Genomic DNA, 20449 nt, shown 5'->3' with positions numbered 1-20449 from the left:
CCTTTGTCATTAGTCAAGAGTCCAGGGTCAACGATATTGGTTATTCACCCAATGCCCAATGCCCTGTGCCCAATGCCCTATGCCCCATTCCCTAAATTGTGAAAATATCTTCTTCTGCCCAAGGTGGTGCGATGTCTTTGGCTACCATTGTCAGTAAGGCGTAGTCTTTTGCTTTGACTCCTGGTGGTAGTTCTTTGGGAACTCCCATGACAGTTTGGGTTTTAAATACGGTTCCTGGTTTAAGGTCGTAGAAGGGGAATTCTGGTTCGGTACATCCTAAACAAGGCATACCAGCACGGGTTTTGGAAGAGACCCGATTCCACAAAATACGGTTGCAGGAAGAATGGGTCATGGGTCCACGACAACCTAAATCGTAGAATAGGCATCCTTTGCGTTGACCAAATTCCACAGTGGATGCTTTATAGGCAAAGTGGACGTTACGCGTACATCCGATTTGGGTGTAGCTTTTAAAGAAGGTTTGCGGACGATTGAGTTCGTCTAAGGTAATATCGCCTAAACGTCCGGTGGCGATCGCCACTAAAATTTGACTAATCCAATCAGGATGGGCGGGACATCCGGGAATGTTAATCACGGGTAAGCCGGATTTGGTGCGGAAGTCTGTGCCGAAAAAACCACCGGGTTCACGCTTGAGGAATTGCAAACCTTGGGATTCGCTAGGATTGGGTGACATAGCTGGTATACCTCCCCAGGTAGCACAGTCTCCTACAGCCACAATAAAACTAGCAGTTTGGGCGAGGTCACTTAACCAATCTTTCATGGGGCGATCGGCAAAGCGGTTCCATTCACCTGTACCATTGGGGGCATTCACAACACTACCCTCAAATACCAAGATATCTAGGGGAATTTTCCCGGAAATGCAATCTTGGAGTAGTTGTTGTAAATTATCGCCTAGTTCCACACCCAAGGAGGGATGCCAAAGTAGTTTAATGCCAAAGTCCGCTATTAAATCGCATACTGTCGGTTCTTCAGCGTTGAGAAAGGACATATTATAGTCACTATAGAATAAATTTTTCCTTATGGGCGAGAAATGGTTTTATGGTAGGGTTTCGACGATTGAACAACAAGAGGATCGCAACGCACTCAAAAAACAGCTAGAAAGAGGTAAAAATGTCGGATGCGATCGCTTTTATTGGGATATTCAAAGTCGCACCACTGAAGTACGGACTGGGTTACAGCAATTAATTGATGATTTAAAAACATCGCCCAAGGGTACTGTCAGCGATTTAGTCGTTACCAGAATTGACCGCATTGGTTCATCATCAAAACTGTTCTACTCGTTGTTGGAAGTATTACGCAGTAAAAGTATCAAGCTAGTAGCACTCGACCAAACCATAGATACAGAAAGTCTGGGTGGGGAGTTGACAATAGATATTTTGTTAGCGGCGAGTAAATTTGAAATTAAAATGTTATCCAGCCGTGTATCTGCTGAACGCAAGCATCGTATGGTGCAGAGGAAAAGCCATCGGTTTGCGCCTTTTGGTTGGAAGGTAATGAATGATTGTTATGTTAAAGATGAAAGCTGGTGCGTTTCCCTGATAGAAGGGAAAAGAAGTTTTAGAGTTTGGGAATTAGCTTTATTTATATTTGAAATATTTGATAGTTGCGGTAGTGTGAGAAAAACCTGCAATCTCTTAAATGAGTTATTTGGGGTAAGCGGGAAAGTAGACGCAAAGAGTAAAAAATTAAAAGATAATCATCGGATTATGCCTGATGATATCGAGCAATTTGATTTATTACAAAATCAGAGAAAAACTTATCAAAGATACCCTTGGACTGGCTTACAATGGTCGCCAGCCGGGTTAAAAAACTTCTTAGTTAATCCTGTACACGCAGGTGGGACACCCTTTAATGTCACCACATCCAGTCCCTCAGGTAAACAAATCAACCATTTTGATCAATGGGATTGTAATTGGGATACCCATGAGGGGATAATTAGCCGCGAACAACACGAACAAATCAAACGCCAAATTCGTCAAAATCGCCATAATAAATGGGCTGCACGTCAAGAAGATATCAACCCATTTGCTAATTTATTGAAGTGTGGTCGATGTGGCGGTGCATTAACTCGGATGTCATCCCGACGCGATCGCAATGGAGAATATACAGCCTACTATCAATGTACTTACTATGCCTTGAGACGTTGCGATGCCAAAGAGATGCTAAATAGTCGGAGTTTAGATTCTCAGGTAGCTGATTTGCTAGTAAATGAAGCTACTAGGCTAGCGGGAATGGTAGATTTTGAAGAAGATAAAAATCCTGAACCAACAGAAGTGCAAGAACTGCGCGAAAGTTTAGCAGCCTTAGAGAAGATACCTAGTAATCCTTTTGTAGAGCAAGCCAAAGATGGTATCCGCGACCAAATTGCTAGTATCTTAAGTCTCCACGAAAACATTACAAAACGTAGCCTGATAGTGCGAGAAGAGTTAGTGCAAATGTTCCGCGATCGCGAATACTGGGAAAGCCGCACATCAGAGGATAAAAAACGCATCCTAAACAAACTTGTCCGTCGTATTGTGATTGATGGGAGAGTTGTTTTGAGTATTGAGTTTCTTTAGTTTTCTTTGACGAACAAGTGCTCGGTATTCTTCTAATTGACGCAACCAAAATTCCTTATCCGATTCTATTCTCATTTGTAGCGTTATCTATCTATAAATTTAGATTAGCTTTGAGCCACAAAATTTCTGTTCTCTACGAACAAGGTTTATGGAGACACATCAAGAATAAATTTAACCAAAAACTAACAGTACGAAACTGGTATAATTTTAAGATTACAATTTGTAGATAATTCTCACCATTATTTGTTTTTTTACATCAAACTCAGAAAAATTTAATTACATAATATCGTGCAATTTTCATGAATACAAATAACTCAAATTTTAACTCTTGGATAATTTGCCCTCAGCCTAAGCCACAAGCCAATTTACGTTTATTTTGCTTTCCCTATGCGGGTGGAAGCTCTTTAATTTTTCGTACTTGGTCAAATTCTCTATCATCAAATATAGAAGTTTGTGCAGTTGAAATTCCTGGTAGAGGCAGACAAATTCAGTTTCCACCATTCAGTAAAATAGAACCGCTTGTAGATGCGATCGCATCCCATATCTACCCATACTTAGATAAACCCTTTGCCTTTCTTGGTCATAGTATGGGTGCTTGGATCAGCTTTGAATTAACACGTTTACTCCGCAGAAAGTATGGGATTATCCCAGTAAATTTATTTATATCTGCTCGTCGCGCCCCACACTTACCTAGCTCAGAAGCAGTAATCCATAACCTTCCAGAAGCAGATTTTATAGAAGAATTGCGCCACCTCAATGGTACACCATCAGAAGTGTTAGAAAATGCAGAACTTATGGAGCTATTTCTGCCAATTTTAAGGGCTGATTTTGCAGTTCTCGAAACTTACATTTATACTCCTGAATCACCTTTAGAATGTCCCATTATCGCTTTTGGTGGATTAGAAGATGCAAGAGTTAGTTTTGATGAACTACAAGCATGGCAAGAGCATACCAAAGCTGATTTTTCGTTACATATGTTCCCCGGAGATCACTTTTTTATAAATTCTGCCCAACTTCCTTTATTAGAAACATTAACTAAATACTTATCTAATAAATTACCAACTTGATTTTTAATTTAAAAGGTATTAATTAAAAAATATCAATGACTAATACCATTTTGAAAAAAGAACGCGATAGATGAGTAGGGGCACGGCACCAGTAAGATATTTGATATGCCAAAAGATTGAGGATGCCGTGCCCTTACAAAGGATTTATCTGCCGCCAACATTATTTGATTTGGTATAACCGAATTAGTAGAAGCTCTACTACGAATTCATAATTATTTACTTATAGCCCAATTTTATCAGTCCAAAATTTATACAAATTTGTATAAAGAATGCGACAGATTGTAGGGGCACGGCAGTGCCCATAAGTGTCAAGTTCGCCTAATTCCAAATCACCTCAATACTGCTCGGTTAAGGATTTTCAACTCTTAATTTGGTTTGGGGAAAAGGTGAAAGGGTTTTTGCTTACCCCTTTTCCCCTTCCCCTTTTACCCTTAACCAACAAGTATTGCAAATCACCCTACTGTGATGCATCTGGGCTAGGTGCAGCCACAGGAGCAGGCTGACTGCTCCGACGCAGAGCATTTCGTAAACGACTAGCACTATCTGATGGTTGCGAAGATGGTTGCACAGTGCGTCGCCGTCTTCTCAGACGTTGTGGTGTTTCTCCTGATGTTCTCACATCAGCCGTAACTTCCCGTTGTCTGCGTCGCAGACGATTTCCAATAGAATTTTCTCCTTCAGAACTTCTTACCCTTGTTGGTGTTGCTTCTGCGGTATTAGCGCGCTGCAATCTCCGGTTGAGTCTTGATTCTCTACTACTAGCAGTGCTTTGCTGTCTGGTTGATGTTACAGGAACATCGTTACCCCCAGCCACCGCAGCTTCTATACGCCGCCTGCGCCGTGGTGTTTCTTCACCAGAGTTGTTATTTGAAGAAGCTGCTGTTTGTTGTTTTCTTTGGCGTTCTTCTCGTTCCTGCTGCTGCTTCCTAACTTGGCTGTGGCGACGTGAACCTTGTATTGCATACTCTGTAGCTATTTGGACTCCTTGTCTACCACTTTCAGAGGGCTTGAGTTTCCAGTTCCTAGCTTGGCGGAGATGTTCTTCATCTAAGTCTCTATCACCACTGGAACCAATCAGTCTGACATTAGTAACTTTCCCATTAGAGTCTGTATCAACAGCTACGGCAACTCTTCCTTCTGCTTTACGCCGTCTAGCTCTTTCGGAGTATCTAACATTACATTCTTCACAAGCTGCTCGACCATCACCACTACTGGGTAATTTTGGCGTTGTGGATGTGGTAGCTACTCGTTCTCCTCCATTATTGCCACTGCCGACACCAGAACCATTACCGCTACCTGTACCAGAACCGGAACCACTACCGACACCAGAACCGCTACCTCTGCCAATACCTGAGCCGGAACCACTACCGATACCGGAACCACTGCCACTGCCAATGCCAGAACCTGTACCGCTACCAATACCAGAACCGTTACCCGTACCAGAACCGCCAATACTGCCAATTCCGTTACCAGTTAAAACTGATGTACCGCCGCCACCCCCGCCACCACCACCACCAGGCGCACCATTTCCTGGTGTTGTGGAAGTGCTGACGTTATTAGTAGCAACCGACTGACTCCTACTAGAGTCTCTAATACCTCGCAGAGTATCGCGTAAATTACTGCCGGAATTACTGGAATTAGTAGGATTTGCGTTATTTACAGCAACAGATTTTGCTGGAACTGGGTCAACAGGCTTCTGGGCGACATTGGTTTCTGGTTTTACTGGCTGAACTTGAGGTTTTATTGGCTCGATAGGTTTCCGCAAATTCTCTACCAACTTTTGAATGGGTGGCTCTGCGACAACAGGTTGCTTAGGCTGTGGAGGTGGTAATTCCACTTTGGCAGGAAGCGGAACTGGTTTTACTGGGTTCTCAGGTTTGACAATAGTTTCAGTTTTAGAATTATTCGTTGAACTTGTCAGAACCTCTGCTTTTTCGTTAACTTCAAGCTTTTGGGGAGACTGCTCCGGCTTTTTATCTTCTGGGGTGTCGATAACTGTGACCTCGATTGGTTCCTCTTCAACTGGAGACACTCTGGAAAAGTAATTACCAATCCCAGAAGCGAGTACCGCTACATGAAAGCCGAGGGAACCTATTAGGCTCAAAACCAGAAAACCTTTAAGCGCCTTTGTCTCTTTCTCACGCTGCTCGAAAGTAGTGCCGGAGAAGCTCATAAGTATATTGCCATCTATTCTCACTAAAAAGGTTAAAGTGTCAGGGTGCAAAAGTCAATCAATATCTATAAATATTCTGACATTGCTTTTGCGTAAGTTTTTCAAATATTGGCGACGAAAAACTGTTAAATAAGAGCAATTGCATCACTAACACTTGAATAATTTACTAATTCGCTGTCATTATATTTTCACATCATGTTGAGAAGTATTCGCAGTACTATATAATTCTCAGTTGAGAGTATATCTCAACTCCACTGGAAACTGACGGCATCAGCATATCCATTGAAATTGAACTAAAGGATTTATGGGGATAAAAAATTTATTTGCTGCGGGTGGCGTGGTTATGTGGCCCCTGCTGGCTTTCTCTGTTGTGGCGTTAGCTTTGATTGTTGAGCGTGTGCGGTTTTGGTATCGAGTCAATACTCGCCAAGCCAAGGTAGTACGAGAGATTCTCAATCTCTATCGGATGGATAATGTGGTGGGAGCTATTGAAAAGTCCCGTCAGAATGCAAATTTACCGATTCCCCGGATTTTCCTTGCAGCGTTGGAATTAGAAGAACCGACTCCAGAAGAGTTTCGCTTGGCGTTAGAAAGTGAAGCACAAGCGGAACTACCAATTATCAAACGTTTCAACACAATTTTTGACACAATCATCGGACTTTCGCCACTATTTGGCTTGTTGGGTACGGTATTGGGTTTGATTGTTTCATTCGCTTCCCTCAACCTTGGTGATGTTGGTGGGACAAAAACTGCAGGTGTGACATCAGGGATTAGTGAAGCGCTTGTTTCCACAGCTTCCGGTTTAATTGTGGCAATTTTTACCCTGTTCTTTGCTAATTCTTTCCGAGGATTGGCTCAACGTCAAACTGGCTTGATTCAAGAATATGGTGGGCAATTAGAACTGTTGTACCGCCGTCGTTATGAACGAGGAGACAAAGTCTATGCGTCTACAAGATGAACCGGATCTACCCGCACAGATTAATATTGTGCCGATGATTGATGTCATCTTTGCTATTCTGACGTTTTTCATCATGTCTACCCTTTTTCTTACACGCCAAGAGGGATTACCCGTCAACTTACCTCAAGCTGCAACTTCCCAACAGTCACAAGTTCCCACCAAAGTAACTGTGACAGTCGAATCAGACGGCAAAATTAGCTTAAATAAACAGCCAACAACAGTTGATGCACTCACAGAACAGATACGTGCTTTGGTTGGTTCTACTCCAGACACAATTGTTGTGATTAACGCCGATCGCAAAGTTGAACATGGGGAGATTGTGACGATTATGGATCAAGTGCGTCAAGTTAAAGGTGCAAGGTTAGCTATTGCAACTCAAAAGCCTTAGTTAGGGGTTTGGTAATTGGTAATTGGTAGTTGGTAATTGGTAATTGGTAATTGGTAATTGCTAATGGGGATCGAGAATTTATCCTCTGCTTCCTCATCTCATATCCTACGGGTACTCCTACGAAGAACTCGCAGAGCAGGCGCTTTGTTTCTACCTACATCTCCCTAGTCCCCAGTCCCTAGTCCCCAATCCCCAACTTCCATGAACAGAAAATTGTCGAGATTTTTAGCCTTTATCCTCTGTGCAATTTTAGTTGTAGTTTTGGGCAATAACAGTTTTGCAACTGCGCCGAGAACTACAGAAATATTGTGGGATACCTACGGTATACCGCATATATATGGTAAAGATGTTCAAAGTGCTTTTCGGGCGTTTGGTTGGGCGCAGATGCAAAGTCACGCTAACTTGCTGTTGCGCCTTTATGGTCAAGCTAGGGGAAAAGCAGCCGAGTACTGGGGAGAAGATTATTTAGAGTCTGATAAATGGGTAGTAACGATGGGAGTACCTAATCGTGCTAATTCTTGGTATCAGGCACAAAGTCCAGCTTTTAAAGGTTATATAAATGCCTTTGCTAATGGGATAAATACTTATGCAAAAGCACATCCTGATTTAATTGATGATGATGTCGAAATTGTATTACCTGTAAAGCCAGAAGATGTATTGGCACACTTGCAAAGAGTGCTGTACTTTACTTTTATTGTTAACCAAGACCAAGTAGCAGATAATACTCAAACTCAACCGAAAGCTGGTTCTAATGGATGGGCGATCGCACCGAAACATTCTGCAAGTGGTAAAGCAATGTTACTGGCAAACCCCCACTTGTTATGGTCAGATTTGTTTCTTTGGTATGAAGCACAACTAACGGCCCCAGGGATGAATGCTTATGGCGCAACCTTGGTAGGAATTCCAGTATTAGCGATCGCCTTTAACGATAATTTAGGTTGGACTCACACCGTCAATACCCATGATGGTTGGGATCTGTATGAATTGAAGTTGGCTGATGGCGGTTATCTTTTAGATGACAAAGTCCGTCCCTTCACCACAGAAAACTTTTTGTTAAAGGTTAAACAAAAAAACGGCTCCCTCGTTGAACAACCTTTGTTGGTCAAAAGTTCCGTTCAAGGTGCAGTAGTACAAGAAAAAGAGGGTAAAGCTTTAGCACTGCGGGTTGTAGGCTTAGACCGTCCTGGGGTGTTGGAACAGTGGTGGGATATGGCGGCTTCCCAGAACCTTGACCAATTTCAAAGAATATTACAACGCTTACAACTGCCAATGTTTACCGTCATGTATGCAGACCGAGAAGGGCATATCATGCACCTATTCAACGGTTTGGTACCGATTCGGCAACAGGGAGACTTTCAATATTGGCAAGGCTTAATTCCTGGTGATACCTCCAAAACTTTATGGACAAAAATGCACCCGTACCAGGATTTACCACGTGTAATTGATCCGCCTAGCGGTTGGTTGCAAAATGCCAACGATCCACCTTGGACAACTACTTTTCCAGTTGCGATCAAAGCTGATGATTACCCTGCTTACATGGCTCCACGAGGAGAAATGGATTTCCGCGCCCAGAGTTCTGCAAAGATGCTAGCTGAAGATAACCAAATTTCCTTTGCGGAAATGATTAAGTATAAGCATTCTACAAACATGGAACTTGCAGAACGTATCCTTGATGATTTAATTCCCGCCGCGCAAAAATCTGGCAATGAATTAACTCGTCGTGCTGCTAATATTTTGGCTGCTTGGGATCGCAATGCTGATGCTGATAGTCGTGGTGCAGTATTGTTTTCCTTTTGGTGGCAAGAAATGTCTAAGGGGGAAATCTTTAGTATTCCTTGGAGCGAGAAATCTCCCCGCACCACACCCGATGGTTTAAAAGATCCAGACAGCGCAGCAAAAGCCTTACAAATAGCAGCAACAAAAGTCGAAAAAGCTTATGGCAAGCTAAATGTAGCTTGGGGTGAAGTTTTCCGTTTGCATAGCGGTAACTTAGATTTACCCGCCAATGGTGGTGATGGGGATCAAGGTATATTCCGCACCCTCTATTTTGCTCCAGCTAAAGATGAACGCTTTCAAGCCGTGGCTGGAGATAGTTATGTTGCAGCTATTGAATTCTCGCAACCAATTAAAGCAATGGCCTTGCTCAGTTATGGTAACGCTACTCAACCAGGTTCACCCCACATTACCGATCAGCTACCGCTATTTGCTCGCAAGCAACTGCGTCCTATTTGGCGAACTCGCCCAGAGATATTAGCAAACCTGGAGGAACGCAAAACTTTTTAAGAGCTTCGCCTGGTTATAGACTATGAGTTATGCATCGAAAATCTGCCAGCATATTGGGAAGATTCTGCTTTTGATAACGCTGATGAGTTTGCCTTTACCAGCGTTATCAGAAAATAAACAGCTAAATAATGAACCCCAAACGCTGCAGACTGAAATTAGCGATCGCGATTTAAAAATTATTGAGCAGCTAGTAGCGATCGCCCAGCGTCAGTCTTCGCAAGTAGGGGAGGCAAAAGCGGCAATGGGATGGGGTGCTTTCACTGATATTTTGAGTGTGGAATTTTCACCATCTCAAAGCACAACCAATTACAACTTGCCTGAGATATTATCTGAAAGCGAACGTAGTTTTGGGATCGCATTGACATTTGATCCCATTAAATTGTTGAACATTATTCAAGAATTACCACTAAGAGAAGCTCGTTGGCAAGAAGCCAAACAGCAAAAACGTTTAGCAGTTTTACAATCCTATCTAGCTTACTTACAAGCCCAACAAGCTAAGAAAATTGCCGCCTATAAAATGCAACAGCTTGCCGTTGCTGAAGCAAAAACTGAGCGGATTGCTAGTGTGAATCCCCAAGTTACTGTTCCCCATCAGATTAGCTTGGCGAATCCTGACTATGTTGCAGCCGCAACGGAAATGTTAAATACAAACGCACGCGAACGCCTAGCATTAGAAGAACTAGCAGCTTGTGTTGGTTTATCTTCCCAAGCAACTATGACAATACTGACAAAAGCCGCATTCACTTTTCACGAAAAATAATTAAGTAGGAATTTGTTTTCATTTTAATGGACATATGTTTTTTATCAATTGAAAATATCTCAAATTTATCAGGCTTTTGAATAGCTAGAAAATTAGAGAAAATTCCACCAATTGATATTTTATCTCCAGAATCTAAATTTAATGATGAATTCGGTATTTGTTTATCCATGAGATACACTGTACTATCTTTAACATACCAGCCTCCATAAAATTGTTGACTTAAGAAACCCATCGCTAACTGTGTAATTAAGTTGTCTCCTTTGACATTTAATTCATAAGTAAGATTCCTTTTAAATTCTGTATGATATGCAAAACCTTGATATTCATATTGCCATTTACCAATGATTAATAACTCTATATCTTTGTCTGAATTATTCTGCGTCATATTAAATCTATATGTTGATTTACTATAGTATTGATATTTGAGCGATTCGGTTAAGGATTTTCAACTCGGAATTTAGTTTGGGGAAAAGGTGAAAGGGTAAGGGGTAAGGGTTAAAGGTTTTTTCTTGCCCCTTTTCCCCTTCCCCATTTTGCCCTTAACCGAAAAGTATTAGTACCTCCCCGACAAATTCAAGCGTTACACCCAATACCTGACACCTCGCACCCAAAAGCCTTATCTTCGTGCCATCTGCTTGTGAGGCCTGCTCAATTATGAAAGCAAGGAACTATACTTTTTTGGTACCCAAGGATATTTATTGATATGTCGCCCTGGACGAGTCTGATAACTACTTTGTCATTGCTGCTGTACTTGGTAATCACAATTAATGTAGGTCGAGCAAGAGCTAAGTATAAAGTCTTACCTCCCCAAATGACAGGAGATGCTAACTTTGAACGAGTACTGCGCGTCCAGCAAAATACCATAGAACAAATGGTTTTGTTTCTCCCAGCTTTATGGATATTCTCCTTCTACGTCAACTCGTTGTGGGGTGCTGCAATTGGTTCTATCTGGCTTGTAGGTAGAGTGATTTATGCTTGGGGATACTATCAAGCTGCTGAAAAACGTATGATTGGCTTTGTCATCAGTAATTTCAGTAGTGTAGTGCTACTTTTAGGTGCGCTCGTTGGCTGCATCTTGTCTTTGGTGCATTCATAAGTCATTTGTAGAATGAAAAGCGATGTCTATCGACAAGACGCAGAGCGTCTACACACTTGGTTAGTGACTTCTTCCAGTGTTGATCGCTTTTAATTTATCATCAGTTTATTGCTATCAAAAAAACTGCCAAATCATTTAAGCCCATGAGTATTTAATGGGAATTTCCTCAACAAGATACTCTCAATCGCCCACTTAAATAAATTAAGTGTATGTGTCTCATGAAACAAAAATATTGGCAATATTTTTGGTGTTGTACTATGTTAATCGTTCTAGCGTTGACTTTTGGTGGATTAGGGGTGAAATCAGCACAGGCGCTACTTCGTCAACATCACGATTCACCTGGTATTTTACGTTACCATTCTCAAGTATCTATCAAAGATGAATTTGGATATGCTTGGCAAGTGCTGTTATTTAAACAAAATTACAATAGTATAGTTCCAGATTTAAGGTTGCGCTTGGTGGGGTTTCCTGGTGTTGTGGAAATAGCTCACCCTCAACCATTAGAAATTGAGACAGCAAATGGAAAATTGCTTTTAGCATCAGATGCTTATGCTTTCAATACACCTGCACCCAATGTAGGCGAATATGAATTAACAAATGTTTTACCTAAATTACCAACAACAGATGCCCTCAAACTTTATGTGCCCATCTCTGCTAAAAAGCCACTAGTTCTGAACATACCCAACACCATAGTAACTGAGTGGCAATGGTTAGTGACAGAGATTGATTAATGATTGCAAAAGTCTACGCCAGCCTTTTAGAGAAATCTAGCCAAATTGCTATACTGTCACTAAATTGATATCGTACTTTTTAGCATCGCTTTCAATACGTATAAATTCATTTAATGGGTTATAATTCTCAAAATTTTGGAGATTTTCCGCTTTATTATGAGAATTCTCCAAATAAGTTAATGCTAATGTAGAAGTCACATAAATATTTCCATGTTGTTTAAATCCTTCTATAATTTCGGCTTCAGGAGGATAATCTTTAACTAAATGCTCTGCTAGAAATCCTTTTAAGATTATTCCTTTTAAGCCCGTTTCTTTGTAACCTTCCTTCGCTATCATCAACGATATCTTATCCGCATCGAGATTTTTAAATTGCTCGTAATCTTCAAAAAACGGGCAAACTATTTTCATCAGATTTTTGACAGGATTTTTAACCTTTCCGTAGTTCGCCTCTTGCTGTTTTCTACGCTTTGATTCGCCCATGATAGCTATCTCCTAATAAACGTTGGTATTGTCATGCCTTCTAGATAAAACGGCACAACATAGTTTTACAATTGGCAAAATTATTTGGCAATACAAGATATCAAGGCGTACTCGGAATAAATACGGGGAAAGAGTAAGGAGAAAAGGGAAAAGGATTGAATTAACGAGAATTACGTAGATATGTAACAACCTCTCCAGGCTATTACGAATTTGTATTTAAGTAAGTCGGTCATTCCAGCAAACCATGTTAAGAAACCTAAATAGGCTTGAAAACTTTACCAATGAGTAATGACAGCCCTTACCAACCATCTTTAATTGCATCGCTCTACTTAATTAATATTGATGCTAGTTCTTCAGGACAAGATAAATGAGGGCAATGTCCAGAAGGTAGTTCAATCGCATCGACTCCTAAGCGGTGGCGTGCAGCGTAGTGCGACCAAGTAGAAGAGATGATTCGGTCATTTGTACATACAATATATTGGCGCTCTACTTCTGGCAAAGCTTTTAGAGGATTCGTCTCAAAAATATATGCCAGAGATTGTTGTGGAAGGCTGTTAGAGAGTGCCCACTGTGCTATGTTTGGCGGACAGTCATGATAGAAAAATTCCATTAATACTGCTGGATCTGAATAATCCTTCCCTAAAGAAGCTGGTTCATACATATTAGGTTCCGAATGGAACTGCTCTAGTAGACTTGGGTCTTTTGGCTGATAATTAAATGATTTCAGCGTATCAGCATCAATATAATGAGCAAATTGGTCGATGGTACTGACTCCGGGAGATGGAAGCAGTGCCCCTAGAAAAACTAATTTACGTACTTTTACTGCTTCTGCAACCAGAGGAATGATCGTACCAGCCATTGAATGCCCAACTAGTACGATATCATCGTCAGTTTTCGGTAGCGCTTGAATTACCACATCCGCAAATTGGGATAAAGTCGCGGAAGGATCTTCAATTGGTAAATCCATTGTTACAGTTTGATGACCCTGTGCTTCTAAGTAGGGAATTAGTAAATCCCAACACCAAATCCCTTGGAAGGCACCGTGAACAAGACAAAAAAGGCTCATATTAAGTAATTCAGTAACTAAGGTAAATTACGGATAACTAGTGTATTATTTTGTGGAGCAAGCTGTGCGATCGCCTCCTGCCATCAAGAATAATTCAGTAGTCATCTGGATGATAGTAGCGCAGATATATGCAAGTGAATATATAAATACTTCACCTCTAAATTGCTTATTTTCTTTATACAAATGAATAAAAAACTGTAGTTTTCTTTCCGGAACAGACTATTTTGCTCAGTAGATGTGAAATAAGTACAAAAATAAGAGTAAAACAGTATTCATTTGAATACTGTTTTACTCTCATAGTACCTTATGAATTCCATGCAAAAATGCCAGCATGGCCGTGCTGGCATTAGAACAAACAAACATTTCGTTAATCAAGTTTTGAAAGGAGTAACTCGGATGAGTAACATATTTAGCTCTGATTCAAATACTCAGTATCCGACAGCAAAAATGTTCTGGAGTCAGTTACCAACTATGAACCAATGGACTAACAACAATCAAAACCTGTTAAATGTAGTCTTCACAAGCAGCGAAGGTAAATCCGGAAAAAATTCAGATATTACAATACAAAGTTATACAGCCCAAGCGGAAACCCCAAATCTACCTCTACTGCTGGATAAAGCCATTGAGTTAGCCAAAACTAATGAAGTGGCGGGACTGATTATAGCTTGTGCCTTTTTTACATTTGTGATTTGTGCGGCTTTGTCCACATTTCTTCGCAATTGTGTAGATACTTTGCGGATATCTGTGGATATAGTAATTCGGTTAATTAATTACTTCCGAAAATAACTAGATCTATCTCATCAATTTAAGCACCCCAAAAAGGAAACATCTCATAATAATTGGTGCTTCTACCTTTCATCCCCAAAGGTATACAAAGGATGAATGACATTTCTGTGAAATAATTGCAATTTGCTAGTCTAACTTTCCCAACATCAGTATTTACTTACATTATTAATTAGAAATATTCTATGCCTACAATTATGGATAATAAAGATTTAGATGAAAAATTTAAACAACTCAATCGTTCGCCTAAACGCAAAGAAATTTTACTTAAATTGCTCTCTGGGGAAACAGATGAAGCAATTGCTTTAGCACTAAAAATTGAAACAGGAACAGTGAGAAGGCAAATTTCTTTAATTTGTCAATTATTTGGCTTAAAAGAAGAAGAATCGTATGAACGCCGTTCCAGACGCAGTGAATTAATTAGCTTATTCGCCAAATATAAACCAGAACTAGTGAGAAATAAAATCTCTACAAATTTTACTCCACAAGCACCTTTTAATTCTGAACAATATATTGATTTACCACAAGTTGAATCGATATGTCACCGAGAAATACTACAACCTTCTGCTTTAATCAGAATTAAAAGTCCTGGTTTAACAGGTAAAACTCATTTATTAAAAAATATTTTGCAATACGCTCAATCACAAGGATATTCCGCGATTAATATAAATTTTCTCGAAGCTGATCAAGAAGTTTTGAGCAACATCGAAGCTTTAAACTATTGGTTTTGTAATACTGTAGGTTATGCCTTATTCGGTGCCACTAAAATGGATATTTATTGGGATAAAACTCTATCTTCTAATATGAGATGTAGCGTTTATTTCCAAGATTATATCTTAGCTAATCTAGAGAATCCTTTAGTTCTTGGCTTAGATAACGTCGATCACATCTTTCCTTATGCTAGTCTAGCATCTGATTTTTTTGGGCTGTTAAGAGCTTGGCATGAAAAAGGAAGAAATGGCAATCAATGGCAAAATTTAAGAATCATACTTGCCTATAGCACAGATGTGTATATTCCTTTGAATATTAACCAATCGCCATTTAATGTTGGACAAATAATTGAGTTACCAGAGTTTACTAAAGCACAAGTACAAGAGTTAGCCATTAGATACGGATTAAATTGGCATGACAAGCAAGTAGAAAAATTAATGGCACTAGTAGGGGGACATCCTTACTTAGTTCAGAAAGCATTACTGCATATCAAAAATCAGCCACATATCAAACTAGAAGAGGTTTTAAATACTGCTGCAACCCCATCAGGATTATATGCCGATCATCTCTGGGAAATTTGGGTGAAGTTAAAACAAGAACCGCATCTAATTACAGCCATGAAAAGTCTTGTACAAGCGAATCAACCAATATTGTTAAACCCAGAGCAAGTACGTCAATTAAATAGAATGGGATTAGTTCGTTTATCAGGTAATAATGTAGAACCTCGATGCCAATTATATCGTCTTTATTTTCGTGTTTGGTTAAATTAAGAGATAGCTTATGTCAGCAGAAAAGACTTTACCTTATAGATATCAAGTAGGAGGTAGTTTACCTCATGATGCTCCCACTTATGTTAAACGCAAAGCAGATGATAATCTGTTTAATGCACTAAAAGCAGGTGAATTTTGCTATGTATTTTCTTCTCGGCAGATGGGTAAATCTAGCTTGAGAGTACATACTATACACCGCTTACAAAAAGAAGGAATAATATGCTCTGTAATTGACCTCACAGAAATTGGCTCTCAATTGAATTATCAGCAATGGTATAAAGGCATTGCCTACTCTTTAATGATGAATTTACAAATTAATAATCCTATCATTCACAAAGAATGGTGGGAGAAACACAAAGATTTATCATCTGCTTATCAATTAAGTTTATTTCTCGATGAATTGCTAAAATCTACTTATCAAAAAATTGTCATCTTTATAGATGAAATAGATTTTGTTAAATGCCTAGATTTTCCTACAGATGAATTTTTTGGCATCATCAAAACTTGTCATAGCAAGCGTTCTTACACACCAGAATATAAACGCTTAAGTTTTGCTTTAGTGGGCGTGACTACTCCCTCAAATTTAATTCAAGATAAAAATCATACACCCTTTAATCTTGGTAGACCAATTGAATTATCAGGTTTCCATTTTTCAGAAGCCGAACATTTAGCAAAAGGTTTGGCTAAAAAGTTCTCTAGCTTGGAAATAGCTAAAAAAGTTCTCAAAGATATTTTAAGTTTAACTGGTGGGCAACCATTCTTAACACAAAAAATCTGTGATTTAGTTGTTAACCTTTCCGAACGTCCGCGTCTGGGCGAAGAACAACAATGGGTCAAAAATATTGTAGGTGAAAAAATAATTGAGAATTGGGAATATCAAGATGAGCCAGAACATTTAAGAACAATTAGTGAACGCATTTTGAGGAGTCAGAATGCAATTGGGGTTTTGCATTTATATAGAACTATTTTAGAGGGTAAGATAGTTAAATATGATAATAGCGAAGAAGCGACAGATTTATTACTATCTGGCTTAGTCAAAAACCAAGGTAGATTGAAAATCTATAATTATATTTATGCATCTGTTTTTAATCAAAAATGGATTACTAAAACATTAGAAAAACTTGGCTGTCCTTATGCAGAACAGTTACAAGAATGGATACAATCTGGTCGGATTAATAATTCACAATTATTATTACCAGAAGCAGCCCTGTATAAAGCATGGCAATGGGCTGATGGGAAGTCATTAAGTTTTGTAGATTATGAATTCCTTTGTGCTAGTTTATTGGCGAATAATATTAGCAAAAATAGTATTAATTTTGATAATCAAATTTTTACTGGTTTAAAAGTTAGAGAAACACAAGAAAAGACAAACAAGATAGCATCAAACAACCAAGAAGATGCCAGAGTTACATCATCTAAACTTTCCCAATCAAAAGCCCAAGCTATCCATGAATATTACAAAAATAATTATATTAAGTTATTAATGCTGATTTTGGGTATTCCTTTTGTAATTCTAATTTCTCAAATTTTGTTTTTACAAAAAAATATTGGTAATAACTGGTTTAATTCTGGCAATAACGAAAATATTTTACGGATAATTAATCAATTACCTGAAAATACAAGTTTTAATAGTAGTGATTTGAAGACAGATTTAAGATTTAGCATCACACCTAATTCAACACAATTGTTAAATACTGAAGATAGTAAAATTCCTGTTTTTATCCCTCGATTAGTTGAAAATAGTCAAATAATTTCAGTACCAAACACTCTGGTATCATCACTTTTAAATGATCAGCAGCAAAAAAAATTAAAGTTAGAAGTAGAAATTAAGTATGACGGCAGTATCAAAGTTTTACGTGCCATTGATGAAAATAATAGAATATATGATCATCCCCAAAGTTCAGAAATGCAGTTAATCAAGCAAATAGAGAATGCATTCCGTTATGAGTACGAGCCTGGATTTGCTAGATGGGGTTTTCAGAACAAACAAACATTATCTTACAGTTTGTCTCTGACAATTTTAAAATATTAGGTATAATTTTCAACAATAAACCTTTGAGAATTCATGAAATTGCTAGATGCGATCGCAACCAAAACCACAGAGTATTTTAACTCTGTAGCGGGCAAGATGCTCGCCACCAATAGTTATATGATTTATTCTATAGCATTTACAGAAAGGACATGGTGTTGCCCGAACAAGCACCACCCTGTAGCCATAGTACGTTAGTCATAGACTATGTGTTTTTCTATTGGTTACTATGCATGATTCAGGTGATAAGTATTGTAGCGTATCACCTGTTTCTCAATATTTATCTCTCATTATCAAGAGATGGTTTTTTAATTATATACGCTAAAGCACAAAATCATGATTCTTAATGTAATTATCACAAAATATCCGTAACTATAATTTTCATCAAAAGGTTCTATGCATAACAGCTTTTTTTTCAAAAATGTGGATAATATTTAGACCAAAATAATTTTGATATTTCACATTTATAATTGAACTTTTTACTAAAACCAGAATATACAAATAAATTAAGCTTCATAGTTTCAGGTATGATTGCAATATCATGTTAATTAAGCCTATAAATAATGGTTGATTTTTTCTGACATATATGCATTGATTGCATATAGTATATGGGAATATTTCATGATAAACTTTTATTTTTTGTTGGCAGGCGATACAAAATTCCTGGCTAAATATTGAATGTATTGAAACTTGTCTGAATATTGGCAAATATCCCCTAGAAATTTGCCAATATCTTGTTTTATAGTTGAAAATCTTGATACCTTAAATCTAAGGAGTGTTGAGCAGATTCCTGGTAAAAACACCTATAGCAATCCTCAATCATTCACTTTGCAAGCATAATTGTTTCGGGTAAAGATATTTGTATGTTGTAGGAAATTGCCCAACTTACAAAATTTTCCCGGGATGATAATTCTTATTTTCGGGTAGATAGAAAGCGTCTTATTTTTTCACCCTACCCTTAGATTTAACTTCAACAAATCCTAGATATCGTATCTGAAAACAGGAAGAGTTAGTTTAGTTAAGGGTTCAAGGGGGAAGGCAAAAGGGGAAACCAAGGGAATTCTGCTTCACAGAATCACTATCTGCGTAAATCAGCTGACTATATATAGCCCTAGATGATAGATGCTTATATCTCTTCATCTTTTTTAGGCTTTAAACATTTAATTCCCCAACAGCCAGATTACGGTAGTTATGACTCCTAACATTACAGATTCAGTAGTGAAGGCGACAATAGCAGCCATTGCATCTGAGTCAGCAACTACAGAAGAGCAAATTCAGATGCTGATTGAGATAGCATTAGGCTGGCAAAAAAAGCATCCAACTGTCAAAGACTTGCGGAATGTAATTTCTCTCTATTATCGGATTTATGAAATGTGCGGTGAAGACTATCCGCTACTCAAAGCTCAGGCTAAAGTAGGGATGGCTAAGGCACTGCAGAGAATTCCAAATGTAAGTCCGCAACTGCTGCTGCAAGCGAAAGCTGCTTATGAAGAAGCATTGCCCATATTACAGCAGTTCACTGTCAAAGCAGAAGTGGCAGAAGTGCAGATGAACTTGGGGTTGGTGTTGCAATCACTAGTACCCTTCAATTTAGCCAGGATAGTAGACAGCATCAGCGCTTATCATCAGGCTTTGCAGGTATTTACTTGGCAAGACTATCCCCAAGAATACGCCATCTTATACAACAATCTTGCGATCGCTTACCTTTCTATGCCCCTCGCCTCAGAACGAGAATACTTACACCAGGGATTAGCGGTGCAATCATTGCTAGTAGCGCTGAAGCATATCAAGTTGAGCGAACATCCTAGAGAATATGCCATGTTGCAGAACAACCTGGGTAACGCTTGGCAATATTTAGTAACTGCCCATCCTTTAGAGAATAACTTACGCGCGATCGCAGCTTATGATGAAGCCTTAAAGGTGCGTAATCGGCAAGATACACCTATCGAATACGCTCATACAATTTCTAATAAAGCCTACGCTCTGCGTCACTTACCAGATAATTTTCAACAGCCAGAAGCTCATAATTCACACAATCTCTCACAGTCTCGCACTTACTATCAAGAAGCTTGGGAAATTTTCAGTCAGTACCAACATTTAAAACAAGCACAATTAATAGCCCAATTACTCCAAAAAACTGTTACAGAGGCTACAAATAGCCATCAGCGATAAGTTTGGCATTAACAGTTACTATTTATCAGTTTGTGTACTGTGTATTCACTAGCAATTAAAAATTTATTCGTTATTCAAAAAAAGACTAACAAGGAGAGAAATCATGAGCAATTTCTTCACCAATTTAGCATCTGGTAACCTAAATATTGCCACAGTAATTGTGTGGGTCTTAATAGCAACCGTCTTATCTATGCTTGGCGGTGCTATTGGGGGCATACTACTAGCTGGCAAAGATATAGGTTATAAGTTTTCTGCTATGTTGGGCGGATTGTTTGGCCCTGCAGGTGTAATTCCTGCGATTCTATTAGGACTAGCTGTACTGAATTTGTTCACAAATTTATAGTACATACTTGCACCAATTGTCCGTTAGAAAAATCAGAAAAAGCTAGGATTATTCTGGGTTGAT

Annotated in this window: 18 protein-coding genes; 13 read left to right on the top strand and 5 right to left on the bottom strand. The window is 39.0% G+C overall.

What is annotated here, in order from left to right:
* Positions 1–91: 91 nt before the first annotated feature.
* A complete protein-coding gene (locus HG267_RS08270; protein WP_045872873.1) occupies positions 92–1006 on the bottom strand; it encodes a hydrogenase small subunit in 915 nt (304 codons plus the stop codon).
* A gap of 31 nt (positions 1007–1037) precedes the next feature.
* Between HG267_RS08270 and xisF the strand changes: the two genes are divergently transcribed.
* Both xisF and HG267_RS08260 read left to right on the top strand, forming a co-directional pair.
* A complete protein-coding gene (gene xisF / locus HG267_RS08265; RefSeq protein WP_045872872.1) occupies positions 1038–2576 on the top strand; it encodes a fdxN element excision recombinase XisF in 1539 nt (512 codons plus the stop codon).
* A 299-nt stretch (positions 2577–2875) separates the two neighbouring features.
* Entirely contained in the window at positions 2876–3643 is a 768-nt protein-coding gene (locus HG267_RS08260; RefSeq protein WP_045872871.1) for a thioesterase II family protein, read from the top strand.
* 457 nt (positions 3644–4100) lie between these two features.
* On the opposite strand, the gene HG267_RS08255 is transcribed toward HG267_RS08260, so the two are convergent.
* A complete protein-coding gene (locus HG267_RS08255; RefSeq protein ID WP_045872870.1) occupies positions 4101–5816 on the bottom strand; it encodes an energy transducer TonB in 1716 nt (571 codons plus the stop codon).
* Positions 5817–6120: 304 nt separating this feature from the next.
* On the opposite strand from HG267_RS08255, the gene HG267_RS08250 reads away from it, so the two are divergent.
* The 4 genes from HG267_RS08250 (at position 6121) to HG267_RS08235 (ending at position 10205) form a co-directional block, all read left to right on the top strand.
* The gene (locus HG267_RS08250; protein ID WP_045872869.1) at positions 6121–6774 is read left to right on the top strand and encodes a MotA/TolQ/ExbB proton channel family protein; all 654 of its coding nucleotides are present in this window, start codon (positions 6121–6123) and stop codon (positions 6772–6774) included.
* Positions 6758–7162 carry an ExbD/TolR family protein gene (locus HG267_RS08245; RefSeq protein WP_045872868.1) on the top strand — a complete coding sequence of 135 codons (405 nt, stop codon included), beginning with the start codon at positions 6758–6760 and terminating at the stop codon, positions 7160–7162. The genes HG267_RS08250 and HG267_RS08245 overlap by 17 nt, the downstream gene beginning before the upstream one ends.
* Before the next feature lie 201 nt (positions 7163–7363).
* Positions 7364–9445, top strand: a complete 2082-nt coding sequence (locus HG267_RS08240) for an acylase (protein ID WP_045872867.1) — start codon at positions 7364–7366, stop codon at positions 9443–9445.
* Between the two features lie 22 nt (positions 9446–9467).
* Positions 9468–10205, top strand: a complete 738-nt coding sequence (locus tag HG267_RS08235; RefSeq protein ID WP_045872866.1) for a hypothetical protein — start codon at positions 9468–9470, stop codon at positions 10203–10205.
* Here the strand turns inward: HG267_RS08235 and HG267_RS08230 are convergent.
* Positions 10186–10590 carry a hypothetical protein gene (locus HG267_RS08230; RefSeq protein WP_045872865.1) on the bottom strand — a complete coding sequence of 135 codons (405 nt, stop codon included), beginning with the start codon at positions 10588–10590 and terminating at the stop codon, positions 10186–10188. The genes HG267_RS08235 and HG267_RS08230 overlap by 20 nt on opposite strands.
* A gap of 318 nt (positions 10591–10908) precedes the next feature.
* Here HG267_RS08230 and HG267_RS08225 point away from each other — a divergent pair, with 318 nt between their 5' ends.
* Together HG267_RS08225 and HG267_RS08220 are read left to right on the top strand one after the other, a co-directional pair.
* Positions 10909–11301, top strand: coding sequence for an MAPEG family protein (locus HG267_RS08225; RefSeq protein ID WP_045872864.1), 393 nt, complete (start codon positions 10909–10911; stop codon positions 11299–11301).
* A 257-nt stretch (positions 11302–11558) separates the two neighbouring features.
* The gene (locus tag HG267_RS08220; protein ID WP_228045223.1) at positions 11559–12032 is read left to right on the top strand and encodes a DUF3122 domain-containing protein; all 474 of its coding nucleotides are present in this window, start codon (positions 11559–11561) and stop codon (positions 12030–12032) included.
* Positions 12033–12080: 48 nt separating this feature from the next.
* Here HG267_RS08220 and HG267_RS08215 read toward each other — a convergent pair whose 3' ends face one another.
* Both HG267_RS08215 and HG267_RS08210 read right to left on the bottom strand, forming a co-directional pair.
* Positions 12081–12512: a hypothetical protein gene (locus tag HG267_RS08215; RefSeq protein ID WP_045872862.1), complete on the bottom strand. Its 432-nt coding sequence runs from the start codon at positions 12510–12512 to the stop codon at positions 12081–12083.
* Positions 12513–12837: 325 nt separating this feature from the next.
* The gene (locus HG267_RS08210) at positions 12838–13578 is read right to left on the bottom strand and encodes an alpha/beta fold hydrolase (protein WP_045872861.1); all 741 of its coding nucleotides are present in this window, start codon (positions 13576–13578) and stop codon (positions 12838–12840) included.
* A gap of 396 nt (positions 13579–13974) precedes the next feature.
* On the opposite strand from HG267_RS08210, the gene HG267_RS08205 reads away from it, so the two are divergent.
* From HG267_RS08205 to HG267_RS08185, 5 genes are all read left to right on the top strand, one after another.
* Positions 13975–14364, top strand: coding sequence for a hypothetical protein (locus HG267_RS08205; protein ID WP_155539497.1), 390 nt, complete (start codon positions 13975–13977; stop codon positions 14362–14364).
* A 182-nt stretch (positions 14365–14546) separates the two neighbouring features.
* Positions 14547–15842, top strand: coding sequence for an AAA-like domain-containing protein (locus HG267_RS08200; protein ID WP_052335330.1), 1296 nt, complete (start codon positions 14547–14549; stop codon positions 15840–15842).
* 10 nt (positions 15843–15852) lie between these two features.
* Positions 15853–17874 (top strand): AAA-like domain-containing protein, encoded by a 2022-nt coding sequence (locus HG267_RS08195; protein WP_052335329.1) that lies wholly within the window; start codon positions 15853–15855, stop codon positions 17872–17874.
* A gap of 1188 nt (positions 17875–19062) precedes the next feature.
* Positions 19063–20043, top strand: a complete 981-nt coding sequence (locus tag HG267_RS08190; RefSeq protein ID WP_045872859.1) for a hypothetical protein — start codon at positions 19063–19065, stop codon at positions 20041–20043.
* A 103-nt stretch (positions 20044–20146) separates the two neighbouring features.
* Complete coding sequence (locus tag HG267_RS08185; protein WP_045872858.1) at positions 20147–20386, top strand: hypothetical protein; 240 nt, start codon at positions 20147–20149, stop codon at positions 20384–20386.
* The last annotated feature ends 63 nt before the right edge of the window (positions 20387–20449 follow it).

The sequence above is a fragment of the Tolypothrix sp. PCC 7601 genome, from assembly GCF_025677855.1.
GTDB classification, from domain to species: domain Bacteria; phylum Cyanobacteriota; class Cyanobacteriia; order Cyanobacteriales; family Nostocaceae; genus Aulosira; species Aulosira diplosiphon.
The sequence above is the reverse complement of the archived record's forward strand: the minus strand, read 5'-3'. Positions and strand labels throughout refer to the sequence as shown.